Annotated in this window: 12 protein-coding genes; 11 read left to right on the forward strand and 1 reads right to left on the reverse strand. The window is 45.7% G+C overall.

Annotated features, from left to right (window positions below; genetic code table 11):
- The first annotated feature begins 37 nt into the window (after window positions 1-37).
- The 11 genes from AC0LWN_RS02810 (at window position 38) to AC0LWN_RS02860 (ending at window position 11,233) form a co-directional block, all read left to right on the forward strand.
- On the forward strand, window positions 38-634 hold the full coding sequence (locus AC0LWN_RS02810) for a sugar O-acetyltransferase (RefSeq protein WP_474663110.1): 597 nt from the start codon (window positions 38-40) through the stop codon (window positions 632-634).
- Between the two features lie 146 nt (window positions 635-780).
- Window positions 781-1,386, forward strand: coding sequence for a TetR/AcrR family transcriptional regulator (locus AC0LWN_RS02815; protein ID WP_474663111.1), 606 nt, complete (start codon window positions 781-783; stop codon window positions 1,384-1,386).
- Window positions 1,367-1,873, forward strand: coding sequence for a flavodoxin family protein (locus tag AC0LWN_RS02820; RefSeq protein ID WP_474663112.1), 507 nt, complete (start codon window positions 1,367-1,369; stop codon window positions 1,871-1,873). Before AC0LWN_RS02815 ends, AC0LWN_RS02820 begins: the two co-directional genes overlap by 20 nt.
- Window positions 1,870-2,520 carry a flavodoxin family protein gene (locus AC0LWN_RS02825; RefSeq protein ID WP_474663113.1) on the forward strand — a complete coding sequence of 217 codons (651 nt, stop codon included), beginning with the start codon at window positions 1,870-1,872 and terminating at the stop codon, window positions 2,518-2,520. Before AC0LWN_RS02820 ends, AC0LWN_RS02825 begins: the two co-directional genes overlap by 4 nt.
- Before the next feature lie 119 nt (window positions 2,521-2,639).
- Window positions 2,640-3,026, forward strand: coding sequence for an OsmC family protein (locus AC0LWN_RS02830; RefSeq protein WP_474663114.1), 387 nt, complete (start codon window positions 2,640-2,642; stop codon window positions 3,024-3,026).
- 379 nt (window positions 3,027-3,405) lie between these two features.
- Entirely contained in the window at window positions 3,406-3,837 is a 432-nt protein-coding gene (locus AC0LWN_RS02835) for an immunity 26/phosphotriesterase HocA family protein (RefSeq protein WP_458962259.1), read from the forward strand.
- Window positions 3,838-3,897: 60 nt separating this feature from the next.
- Window positions 3,898-6,174, forward strand: coding sequence for a hypothetical protein (locus AC0LWN_RS02840; RefSeq protein ID WP_474663115.1), 2,277 nt, complete (start codon window positions 3,898-3,900; stop codon window positions 6,172-6,174).
- A 54-nt stretch (window positions 6,175-6,228) separates the two neighbouring features.
- Window positions 6,229-6,915: a response regulator transcription factor gene (locus AC0LWN_RS02845; RefSeq protein WP_474663116.1), complete on the forward strand. Its 687-nt coding sequence runs from the start codon at window positions 6,229-6,231 to the stop codon at window positions 6,913-6,915.
- Window positions 6,902-7,891, forward strand: coding sequence for a sensor histidine kinase (locus AC0LWN_RS02850; RefSeq protein WP_474663117.1), 990 nt, complete (start codon window positions 6,902-6,904; stop codon window positions 7,889-7,891). Before AC0LWN_RS02845 ends, AC0LWN_RS02850 begins: the two co-directional genes overlap by 14 nt.
- Window positions 7,892-7,973: 82 nt before the next feature.
- Window positions 7,974-8,657, forward strand: coding sequence for an ABC transporter ATP-binding protein (locus AC0LWN_RS02855; RefSeq protein ID WP_474663118.1), 684 nt, complete (start codon window positions 7,974-7,976; stop codon window positions 8,655-8,657).
- Entirely contained in the window at window positions 8,654-11,233 is a 2,580-nt protein-coding gene (locus AC0LWN_RS02860) for an ABC transporter permease (RefSeq protein ID WP_474663119.1), read from the forward strand. Before AC0LWN_RS02855 ends, AC0LWN_RS02860 begins: the two co-directional genes overlap by 4 nt.
- 349 nt (window positions 11,234-11,582) lie before the next feature.
- Here AC0LWN_RS02860 and AC0LWN_RS02865 read toward each other — a convergent pair whose 3' ends face one another.
- Window positions 11,583-12,158, reverse strand: a complete 576-nt coding sequence (locus AC0LWN_RS02865) for a TetR/AcrR family transcriptional regulator (protein ID WP_474663120.1) — start codon at window positions 12,156-12,158, stop codon at window positions 11,583-11,585.
- Window positions 12,159-12,283: the final 125 nt, after the last annotated feature.

A 12,283-nucleotide genomic window follows, 5' to 3' on the forward strand; every position in this document is an offset into this window, starting at 1 on the left:
CTTCAAGTGTAGAAATACACTAGGACCAGGAGGGCTTATGAATATCGAAGAGATAAAGAAGATGATTAATTCGGGTAACATGTATGATGATGCCGGAAAAGATGTGTCTGCACTTAGAGCTCATGCGATTTCGAGCTGCAGGAAGTACAATCATAAAGTCAATACCGATGATGAGTACGACATGTCGATTTTAAAAGAGTTGTTTGCAGAAGTGGGGGAGAACGTGTACATCGAGTCTAATTTCCGGTGTGAGTTCGGCTTTAATATTTCCATCGGCAATGATGTTTATATCAATCATGACATGATTATTCTCGATTGTAACGAAGTGAAAATTGGCAACGATGTTTATATTGGTCCGAGAGCAGGACTGTATGGTGCCAATCATGCGGAAGATCCTTTTGAACGTGCAGAAAAAGGGGTGTATTCGGCGCCAATCATTCTGGAAGATAACGTATGGCTTGGCGGTGACGTTAAGATTACTCAAGGCGTAACCATCGGGAAGAATAGCATAATCGGGGCTGGGAGTGTAGTGACTAAAGATATTCCACCGAATTCTATCGCTGCCGGAGTTCCATGTAAAGTCATCCGGCCAGTCCAATTCTCTGACAATCCATGGAGAAGACCTGCTGAATGAAATTCATAAAGTACTTTCGAAATTCAGGGTACTTTTTCGTGGTTCTTCGTCAAAATTGAATGATTTCCTAGATAACCTTTAATCTTGACAGCGCCAAGATTAAAGGTTATCTTTACATTGTAAAGATGTAGAAAGGAGCGTTTTTGTTGCGGCCTAAACCCTATCATCATGGAGATTTACGTAACACATTAATTGAAACCGGCATTGAGCTAATTGGTGAGGAGGGTTTAGGAGGTTTCTCCTTGCGTAAAGTTGCAGTCAAATGCGGTGTCAGTCACGCAGCTCCTTACAGCCACTTCAAGGATATACAGGAATTGTTGACGGCAATGGCAAATCATGTAACCGAGCAGTTTACAGCTTCCCTGCAAGACTCCATTAAAGAGCAAAACGACCCCATGACCGCAATGGAAAAGCTTGGAACGGCCTATATTGCCTTTTTCGAGCAGCATCCTGCTTACCTGCCATTTCTCTTTTTTCAGTCGGGTATTATCATTCAGGTAGACGAAGGAGCAGAAGGTGTTCCGCCTTACCCGCCATTTGCGTTATTCCGGGCAACTGGCTATCGGCTGTTCCGCAGTTTGGGTCTTCCATCAGAGCTGGACGCCAAAATGCTGATGGCCTATTGGTCGCTTGTACACGGCGTGGCATCACTACTATCCAGCAGCGGTATTCGATATTCAGGCAATTGGCATGAGGTATGGCAAGTCATTCTTCAATCAGGAGGAGAAGCAAATGAGACTGATTGTCCATGATTTAGCAGACCATGAGTATGACTCTCAGCTAAGTGGCTACAGAAGGGATACTGATGAGATCATCGGAGAAACGGGTTCCATTCGTCATTGTGTAGGCTGCTTTGGTTGTTGGGTTCGCACTCCGGGAACCTGTGTGCTTAAAGACCCCTATAAGCACATAGGCGAACGGCTCGCCGCCTGTGATGAGTTCGTGCTTATCAGCCGCAACGTGTATGGGGGATACAGCCCGTTCGTCAGCAATGTATTGAACCGGGCACTACCTTATATCCTTCCCTATTTTGTAATTAAAAATGGGGAGACACATCACCAGCAACGCTACAAGCGGCAGTTCAAGTTCACAGTCTATTTCTATGGAGAAGGAATAACGGAGTCTGAACGCCAAACGGCACAAGCATTGACTCGGGCCAATGCAATAAATCTGGATGTGTCCAATTATAGTGTTTCTTTTCACAACACACTTCACGGTTTGACGGAGGTGCAGCAATGAAGATTGCTCAGATTAATGGTAGCCCCAAAGGTGGGCCGGGCAACTCTGGATTTCTATTAGAAAAGCTCAAGCCACTCATCAGCGAAGACAACGAGCTAAGTTTTTACCGGGTAAATGCAAAGCAGTTGAAGTATGAGCAATACCGGGAAATTAACAATGCCGATGTAATGGTACTAGCATTTCCGCTCTATTTTGATGCCATTCCTTCACATCTACTACGGATGATGGTCGAATTGGAGAATTACCGGCAGAATGAGCAAGGAAACCCGAACCTCATTGTTTATGCACTAATAAATAATGGATTTTATGAAGGGCATCAGTGCACCATTGCAGCGGATATTGTTAGTAACTGGTGCATACGCTGCGGCTTCCGTTTTGGAATGGCAGTAGGTCACGGAGCAGGAGAAATGCTCAACATAAAGGTGCCTTTGGGAAAAGGCCCTCTAAAGAATCTCGGCACGGCAATGACCCAGCTTTCCAATGCTATCCTTACCCAAAGTAGTGCAAAATCGCTGTTTATTCAGCCAAACTTCCCACGTATTTTATGGCGTTTGTCCGCTACCTATTTCTTCTGGCACCGCAAAGCAAAGGAGAATGGCCTACGGCCAAAGGATTTGAGGAAGCAGCCGTTTCAGCAAGGCCTGTAGCACAGCAAAAAATGTAATTGACATGGATGGGCATTTAATTGCTTATCCTTTTTTTGTTAGGAAGGGTTAGGTTGGAATTAATGATCTGATCCAAATATCTTCCGTGAAAAGCCATCCCAGTGCCAAAAGGGGGGAGCGGTCATGGAGCAGAACCTCAGCAATTACTAATATCATCCGCGGTTGCTTGCTATACGATGACGCTGGCCTACATGTTAGATCGTAGCAAGCTTCCTGTAACCGGGTTCTATATGGATACCGTAGGAAGTGTATCAACAGGTGATCAACTAGGAATTGTCCACTATCCACACGTTGTTTTGTCTGAGGAAGCTACTAATGAAGATATAGCAAAGGCTGAAGGTCTAATTAGCAAGGCAGACGAACAGTACCACATTGGTCAATTACTCATCAAAGCAGGTGTTCCGGTTAAAGCAGAAGGTAAAGTGTCAGTAGATTCAGGGGATGCGGCTACAAAGCAATACATTGAAACACATGGATTGAACTGGTAACCTGTTTGTAGGTACCTTAATTGTTGGTGGATAAGAACATAGTCCCATTAGAACCCGCGCCCAGCGCGGGTTTACTGTTGTAAGCCGAAGGTGGACAGGAATAAGTTACTATTTCGATTTAATGTTCGGTCTCTTTCAGATGGAGTTCATAATTGGTGAGAATATGCTTTTTTGAAGAGAATATACTCTGTTTTTATGATAGCTGTACCTAAAATCAGGTATTCATTTAAAAGGATCGTTTGGAGGATACTGGGGATTACCAAATAATGATATAGTTTAAATCAGTTAAGTAAAGAGTCGGTCAGTCAGAGGAGGCAGTGATCGTGCAAGTTTGGATAAATGTAATTACTAGTTCGGCTGCAGCTGTTAATGGATGCGTATGAGAAAGAGATATAGCGAAGGCGATATATTTATGATTCCCATGCATGATGGACGATTTGCAGTATGCCAGGTGGTTTGTGCGCTAAAAGACCGTTTCAAAAAGGCGTTTTCGTTCGGTGTAATTCGCTTGGAGCTGGATGATACAAATGTGGAGGATGGAGCCTTTCTCAGCTACCGGTTCGGAAGCCGGCAAAGCAGCGTGATTTTCACCTCTCCGGCAAATCTTCGAAACGGAACGTGGAGGATTGTAGGCAATATTCCCTTGACTCCCGATAAGGAAGAACTGAAAGTATTCCAGTGCGCCGGGCATTTGTACCGCGGAGACGAGTACATTCGTAACCTTAGGCAGGATGAGTATGGTAAGTTCACTGCGTTGGGCGTGGCCGGTTATGAGCTGGTGCAGATTCATCTGTCGGAGATGAAGCAATGACAGGTATACATATAACAACGGACATGTAGAACCAACATGAAATAAAGGGAGAGAAACAGGTTGAAAAAAAAGCGAGCGGTATCTCTAATCAATTTGGTGTTTTTGATTCCAGTAATATTTTTAAGTTTTTTCATGTGGAACGATTACAAGAGATATATTAAAAATATTGATGACTATTTGCCGTCCTTGGAGAGCGTCTATATGCTGGATGAGGGGAAGAAGTTGATCGGCTTTTCAAACGATGACCGGTTTGATGAACAATACCATGTTTATCTTTTTGATACCGGTACGGAAACCATAATTAAAGAGACTACTTTACGCACCAATTTCCAATCCGGACTGGGGCCAGCGGCTTATCAGCAAGATGGAATCATCATCCCGACCTACGACAATACATTAGGGCTGCAAATGAATTACTTCCACTCAACAGGCGAGGCTGAAGAGTTGGCTCAGGGAACGATGCACCTTCCACCCTCATGGAGTTCAAGTGTTTATTCCTGGCGCGGCAGACTCATTGTAGCTGGGGAGTCACCAAGTTCTGAATGGTATGTAGCTCAGGTTAAGAACGGAAAGTTAGTTAAAGTGAATTTAGACGAAAAGAGGCTACTTCCATCCAGGCCTGTTAGGATAGATGAAGTGCATGGAAGTTTTCAGAACGACCAGTCAGTTCCAATATTTTCAGTGAGTTTAAAGGACGATAGAACTGCATTTGTCAGCGGGATACTAGACTCAAAAGGCGATTTATCCGTGCTGCTTAAGAACGAGGATGAAGGGACGTTTGCTGCACAGGATCGGGCAGGCGCACACTTCGCCAAAGTCTTCGGTTTCAATAACGCCAAGCTGGTACGCGAAAATGGGAACTACCCTGAAGAAGCATCATTTTATAACGCTAACGAGAAACATTGGGGAACTGCGGTTCCTACGCCAAAGCCGGTTTATCAAGCCCGTGTATTCTTATTGAATGACGAGGAGCTTCTAATCGCCGGATCCACTGCAGAAGATGAATTAAATGGAACTGTTATTGGATATGTATTCAATGAGAAATCAGGAAAATTTCAAGATGCCACAGTTCTTTTGAAGCAGCTGCCCTACGAAAATTTAAAAAATAGTGACACTGAATTCCACAAGCAATTGGGCAGTGACATCCTTTACTATCATGGTGGGGACCTTGCGGCAGGTTATGCCGATATGGAAATCCAAAAGGCTAAGGTTCTTTCGGGCGATCAGGTCGAAGGATGGATGGTCACAGAAGACGAAACCAAGGTCTCGATTCAAAGCTTCTGGAATTATGCAAAGCAAGGTGGAGCGATCCTTATTAACTGGGCGGTTTGGGTCTTTATCATTCTAGCCTCATTCCTAGGCCTCGCAATCGCCCCTCGCATGTTGGTGAGATCAAAAATGAAAAAAATGAGAGATGGCCAGCATATTCAGGGCCGGATTAGTGATATGCGAGAATCGGGTGTATATGTGAATGAACGGCCGATGATCCAGTTTATCGTTCAGTTCGAGGATGAAGGTCAAATGAAAGAGGTTGAAATCAAGCAGGTCATCTCCTATCTGAATCCTGTTCAAATTGGTGATACAGTCATGATCAGTTACAACCGAAAGAAACACAAGGCTGTGTTCATCACAGAAGAGGATCTGAAACATGCGGCACAGGAGACAAAACCGGTACTTATTAAGGATGCGGTCCTCACCCGTATCGAACGTTATGGAAAAGTGAACCGGGGACAAGCCCTTCAGCTTCACTTCACAGCCGAAGGACGAGATTATACGATACCGGTCGTTCAGCCTCTCGGATTTGAGTATCGTACTGGTGAACGAGCGAACCTTATTTTGATTCAGGGAATGGCAAGAATCTTCAGGTATGGCGATAAAAGCACAGCTAAGGCATCAGACCAGCTCTCTCTACAGGGTGAAGTAATCCGTGTGCAGAAAATGCCGATAATCATTGAAAATAAGCAGCTCATGCTTCTGGAAGTCATGATTTCTAGAGGAGCGGACCGAATCCGTAAAGCCAATAGTCTCTTTGTGCCAGAAAACCTGTCCGTAAATGTGGGTACAGTCATTCCAGTCACTATGGAAATTAACGATTTACAGAAGGAGACCCGATTACTTCAAGGTAAGCAGGGCGCGGCTAAAGTGCTCTCCGTTCATTTTGACGGAACAAAGGGAGAACGGCCACTAGCCAATATTACCGCAGAAAAGGACGGAGTTATCTACCATATTAAACAAACTATTGAACCAGTATATGGTGTAGAGGTTGGAGATGAGTTGTGGATCGCGTACGATGAAGGTACGCAAGAAGCCATGATTATTAACTATTCTTCGAGGTAGTCACATTACTTTAGACGACTTGCAAGTATGGATAAGAAAACGGAGGTCTGACTAATGCCACGAATATTTTTGGTTGAGGACGATAAGGCAATCGCTAAAAACCTTGTGCTTTTGCTCCGCTCGGAGGGGTTTACAGTCACCCATGCCCCAACGCGGGGGGACGCCCTTGCCGCGCTTGCGGGGAATAAATTTGACTTGGCGTTGATTGATATTTCTTTGCCTGACGGAAATGGCTTTACGATTTGCACGGAAATCAAAGAAACAGGGGATGTTCCCGTTATCTTTCTGACGGCTTCCGGCGATGAGGCGAGTGTTGTTACCGGGCTGAACATGGGTGCGGACGACTATATCACCAAGCCTTTTCGTCCGCGTGAATTGATTGCGCGGATTGGAACCGCACTGCGAAAAAGCGGGCGCTCCCAGTCGGCTTTTGAAATCTGCGGGCTTCATGTCGATACGGCAAGCGGTGTTGTGAAAAAAAACGGCAACGAGGTTTTTCTTTCAGCTTTAGAATACCGCTTGTTGCTGGTGTTCATTAGCAACCCAAAAAGTATTATCACGAGGGGCAGGCTACTTGACGAATTGTGGGACGCGGCGGGCGAGTTTGTCAATGACAATACATTAACTGTGTACATCAAACGCTTGCGGGAGAAGATTGAGAACGACCCGGCAAGCCCCCAAATCATTCTGACCGTTCGCGGGACGGGGTATAGATTGGGTGGCGAGTATGCTTCGGAATAGAGAGTTTCGGCAGTTTGCCATTTTGTTCTCCTTAATAGCCGCCGCCGCTGTAATGCTGGGATTTGCAATAAATACGGCGGCGGGAATCCTTGCCATCGCTTCTGCCGCCGCCTTTGGTACAGCGTTTTTCGTGTTTACCAAAGCCCGATACAACAGTATTGCGCGGATTTCAAATCAAATCGACCTTGTGCTTCATAATGCTGACCATCTGTTTATTGGTGAATCGGACGAGGGCGAGCTTTCCATTCTACATAGCGAGATAACAAAAATGACGTCGCGTATTCGGGATCAAAACGACGCGCTCAAAAAAGAAAAAGAACATCTTGCCGATTCGCTGGCCGACATAGCCCACCAGCTCCGGACTCCGCTCACATCCGTGAACCTCATTCTGTCATTGTTAGCGAATAACCCTGATGAAAACGAGCGGAAAGCATTTGTGCGGGAAACAGAGGAACTGCTTGTGCGGATGGATTGGCTGATTACTTCTCTATTGAAATTATCCCGCCTGGACGCGGGCATTGTGGTGTTCCAAAGCGAGCAGATAGATGTAAACAACTTGATAGGCGCCGCGCTTCGCCCGTTCCTGATCCCAATGGAACTGCACGATATTGATTTGCAAATAGACGTGCCAAAAGGGGTAATTATTCAGGGCGATTCAGGTTGGCTTTCGGAAGCAATTCAAAACATCCTCAAAAATTGCATGGAAAGCGCAGGCGAGAACGGGAAGATTGAGATTGTCTGCACGGACAACCCACTGTTTACCGAGATTGCTATCCACGACAGCGGCGCAGGTTTTGAAAAAGAAGATTTACCCTGCCTGTTCGACAGGTTTTATCGCGGGAAAAATCCAAACGCTACAGGATACGGGATTGGTCTCGCTCTCTGCAAGATGATTATTACACGGCAGGGAGGGACGATTACCGCAAAAAATCACCCGCAGGGCGGCGCGGTATTTGCCATTCGTTTCCCAAAGTGACGAATCTCTCACCTGAAAGTCACAGAGATGTAAGTTGCAGGTTCTATTATATGGGTAAGCCATAAGAAGGGGGACTCACATAATGGAGTTTTTAAAAATTGAAAATTTATGCAAGGTCTACGGTAAGGGCGAAAACCAAGTTACCGCGCTTGACCATGTTTCGCTTACAATCGAAAAGGGGGAGTTTACCGCAATCATCGGCTCCTCCGGCTCCGGAAAATCCACATTGCTTCACATCATCGGCGGCGTGGACGTGCCCTCAAGCGGAAAGGTGTATTTGGACGGGCACGATGTATATTCCCAAAGCAATGAAAAGCTCGCCATTTTCCGCAGGCGGCAGGTTGGGCTGATCTACCAGTTTCACAACCTTATTCCCACTCTGAATGTGGTGGAAAACATCACCTTGCCTATCCTAATGGACAAGCGCAAGGTCAACGGGGAACGGCTGAATGACCTGCTCGAAATGCTTGGACTAAAAGACCGCAAAACGCATTTACCCAATCAGCTTTCGGGTGGTCAGCAACAGCGTGTTTCCATAGGACGCGCTTTGATGAACGCTCCGGCAGTCATGCTTGCCGACGAACCCACGGGCAGTTTGGACAGCCGGAATGGACATGAAATCATCAAGCTGCTGAAAGAAAGCAATAAAAAATATGGGCAGACCCTGCTCCTCGTCACTCATGACGAGAATATCGCCCTGCAAGCAGACCGCATTATCGGCATATCAGACGGCAAAGTAGTGCGGGACGAGAGGGTGCGGTCATGAATATTTTCAACAAAGTCACCCTGCAAAGCATGAAAAAAAGCCGTACCCGAACGATTGTCACGATTATCGGAGTTGTTCTGTCCGCTGCTATGATCACGGGCGTACTCACCTTTGGCGTTTCCCTGCTGAACTATATGGCAAACGGCGCGGCCCAGAAATACGGCGATTGGCATGTTGAGTTCTTGGACGCCCCTTCTTCTTTCGTACAGGAACGAACCCACGACAAGGGGGTCGCTAACACCGCTGCATTTGAAAATATCGGCTACGCAGCACTTAAGGACGGGCAAAGCCCCAACAAGCCGTATCTTTTTATAGCCGGATTTAGCAAGAAAACCTTCGATACCTTGCCCATCAACCTGACGTCCGGCAGGCTGCCTGAAAACAGCGGAGAGATTCTTGTTCCGATGAGCGTCGAAGTAAAGGGCGGCGTTAAATTTGCGGTGGGTGACAAGCTTTCACTTGGTATTGGAAGCCGCATGAATGGTGACAAGAAACTCGGTCAACACACCCCTTACATTTCCGGAAAAGAAACTCTTGTGCCAAAAGCCAAGAGAACCTATACGGTTGTCGGTATCTACCAAAAAGCCTACTTTGAGGAATCTTCCGCGCCGGGCTATACCTTGATCACAAAAGCAGATCCTGGAGATAAAGCGGACAGTTTCAGCCTATTTGTCACGCTTACAAATCCACGTGGGGTTCACGCTTACGCAAGCAATACAGCCGGAACCGAGGCTTATGTCTTTAACGATAATGTGCTGCGCTTCATGGGTCTGTCGGATGATAATATATTCAACACGTTTTTGTACGCGGTTGGTGGCATTGTGGTCGCCATCATCATGATCGGCTCGATTTTTCTGATTTATAACGCATTCAACATCTCGCTGAACGAACGCACACATCAGTTCGGGATTCTCTCGTCGGTGGGAGCCACAGCAAAGCAACTGCGAAATTCGGTGCTGTTTGAGGGGCTTTGTATCGGTGCGGCAGGTATACCCATTGGCGTTATCATTGGCATAGGCAGCATCGGGCTTGTGATTTCCGTTGTAGCCAAAAATTTTGAAAGTATTCTCTACAGCAACGTCCCTTTTACCTTAACGGTGTCCATCCCCGTCATTGTCGTTGCGGCTGCGGTCAGCATGGTTACGATTCTGATTTCGGCCTATATCCCGGCCAGGAAGGCCGCAAACACTCCCGTAATGGAGAGTATTCGCCAGTCAAACGAGGTCAAAGTTGAATCCAAGGCCGTGAAAACGTCAAAGCTGGCGCAGCGTATTTACGGTTTGGAAGGAACCCTTGCGCTAAAGAATTTTAAAAGAAACAAGAAACGCTATCGCAGCATTGTGCTATCACTTATTCTAAGCGTAGTGCTGTTTATATCGGCCAGTGCTTTTGTAACGGATCTGAAGCAGGCGTCGGAGCGGGCAGTAGTGGCTACTGACATTGACATCATTTTGGCCACGCAGGACATGGACGATAGCGAAATGTTGCCGCTTTACGACAAACTAAAAACCGCCGACGGGGTTTACGAAAGCTCGTATCAAGCGCTCATGAAGTATTCAGGCGTTGCCAAAGCAAGCGATCTTTCAGACGCTTACTGGGAAAGCCAGAGTTCCCACTCGCCGGACGAAGCGGTTAATCTACCAATGGACATCCAGTTTCTTGATGACAGCACCTATCTGAATATTGTCCAGGGCCTCGGCTTGCCTGTAGAGGAATATACCGGGCAAAATGCGAAACTGATTGCCGTTGCCAAAATGGAAGACCAGGCCAATCAGATGGCGGAGGTTGCTCAGCTTAGTGATATGTTCAAGAGTTCTTCCATGAATTTTACCATCGCTCCCGAAACAAATGGCAAGCCGAAGATGGAACAGGGGCGAAATGTAAGCATTACGTTTGTCAATATCGTGCCGCCTGATGGCCCCTCGATCCCAGGAAACTCCGGGCCGAAGAATCCGTTCTCTTTTAAGGTGATGGCCCCCTATTCGCTCAAAGAGAAGTTTGAAACCTCCGATAACCATCTGTCTATTAAGGGCATGACCTTTCGGTCAAAGAATCCCACACAGTCGATGGCTGAAATGAAAACGATGATTCAGGATGTGGGGACTACATCCAGTTACACCCTGATCAATTTCTCTGAAGTGCTTGATCAGAACCGCAATATGATATTCATTGCCAACGTGTTCGCTTATACTTTTATCATTATGATTTCGCTGATTGCGGTTGCCAATGTGTTCAACACCATTTCCACGAATATCAAGCTGCGCCGGCGGGAGCTTGCCATGCTCCGCTCTGTGGGGATGTCTGAACGCGATTTCCAAAAGATGATGAATTTCGAGTGTGCCTTTTATGGCATGAGGGCGTTGCTCTTCGGGCTTCCCATAGCAGCAATTTCTTCTTGGCTGATTTACAAAGGGATGGGCGGCGGGGCGGAGAACATTGATTTTGTGTTCCCCTGGGGCAGTATGGCAATCAGCGTGTTCAGCGTGCTCTTTATCGTGTTCATTACAATGCTGTATGCCATTAGCAAGATAAAAAAAGAAAATATTATTGACGCGCTTCGGGATGATATGACTTGATCCAAATGCGTGATTGGATTCAAGTGATTCGCATTCGTTTCCAAAGACGATTTAACTTCGGGCCAAATTGGCCCGAAGTTGTACCTAATGGAAAGAAATCGAACAAATGAGAGACAACAGTTTCCCAAACATGGCAACAAAATATATTAAATGCCTAAATGATTCATCAAGCTCAATTGAGTTTTATCATCTAGATGATATTCAATCGCTATTTAAAGATCAACGAGGTTTTTTTATTGTTAAACGAAGGGGAGAACCAGCAAGAAGATGGGTACAAGTTCTTGTCCTTTAACGGACCATGTTCTTGTCCTCCGACAGCAAGAGGTTTTGTTGGTGGACATTTGTATTGTCAACAATCGCCATTTACCGCTTCTATTATTTTATAGCAGACCGTTGCCATTTCTGCTGCGGATTGCTGGGCACCGATTCTAATCCAATTCGCAGTTACACTGTAGATAGCGCCGCTCCAAAAGTAAGCAGCGTAGTTGGTAAGTAGGGTTACTTCGTTTGATCTATTTAACTGTGCGGCTTGCAATTCGTTAAGAATAGTATCTGCCATGTTAACTTTCAGGATAATTTGCAAGCAGTCCATATGTTGTTCTAAGGTTTGAAATAAAGCAAGCCAATATTCAAATGAGTTTCTAATTGGATGATGCAGATTCATCGCAGCAACGATTTTATCTACAATTTCCTTCATCGTACTCTGTAGAATATCTTCTTTGGAGTTGTAGTTCCGGTAGTAGGCTGTGCGGGACACCCCAGCCCGTTTAACGATAGCTGTAATCGTTATATCCTCAAAAGCTTGATCGTTCATTAGCAGCACCAAAGCAGCTTCAATACTTGATCTAGTGATTCGATTAGATTCCTCATTTGATACCCTGAGCCCTTCCATACGTTGTAACTCCGTAACTTCTTTCGCGGACATTACAATACCCCCTTATTTGTTTAGTCCATTCTGTCATGCATTGACCCTATTTGATATGATGTTACAATTGTAATGTCAGTTCGAATGTATGTTATTTATTGAATTTTGTCAATTAAATTTGAGAG

It is taken from the genome of Paenibacillus sp. sgz302115 (assembly GCF_056120445.1).

Bases quoted from the DNA above. Each gene is read 5' to 3' on its own strand.
- AC0LWN_RS02810 (WP_474663110.1), top strand. From the start codon at position 38: ATGAATATCGAAGAGATAAAGAAGATGATTAATTCGGGTAACATGTAT.
- AC0LWN_RS02820 (WP_474663112.1), top strand. From the start codon at position 1,367: ATGAGACTGATTGTCCATGATTTAGCAGACCATGAGTATGACTCTCAG.
- AC0LWN_RS02825 (WP_474663113.1), top strand. From the start codon at position 1,870: ATGAAGATTGCTCAGATTAATGGTAGCCCCAAAGGTGGGCCGGGCAAC.
- AC0LWN_RS02835 (WP_458962259.1), top strand. From the start codon at position 3,406: ATGAGAAAGAGATATAGCGAAGGCGATATATTTATGATTCCCATGCAT.
- AC0LWN_RS02845 (WP_474663116.1), top strand. From the start codon at position 6,229: ATGCCACGAATATTTTTGGTTGAGGACGATAAGGCAATCGCTAAAAAC.
- AC0LWN_RS02850 (WP_474663117.1), top strand. From the start codon at position 6,902: ATGCTTCGGAATAGAGAGTTTCGGCAGTTTGCCATTTTGTTCTCCTTA.
- AC0LWN_RS02855 (WP_474663118.1), top strand. From the start codon at position 7,974: ATGGAGTTTTTAAAAATTGAAAATTTATGCAAGGTCTACGGTAAGGGC.
- AC0LWN_RS02860 (WP_474663119.1), top strand. From the start codon at position 8,654: ATGAATATTTTCAACAAAGTCACCCTGCAAAGCATGAAAAAAAGCCGT.
- AC0LWN_RS02865 (WP_474663120.1), bottom strand. From the start codon at position 12,158: ATGTCCGCGAAAGAAGTTACGGAGTTACAACGTATGGAAGGGCTCAGG.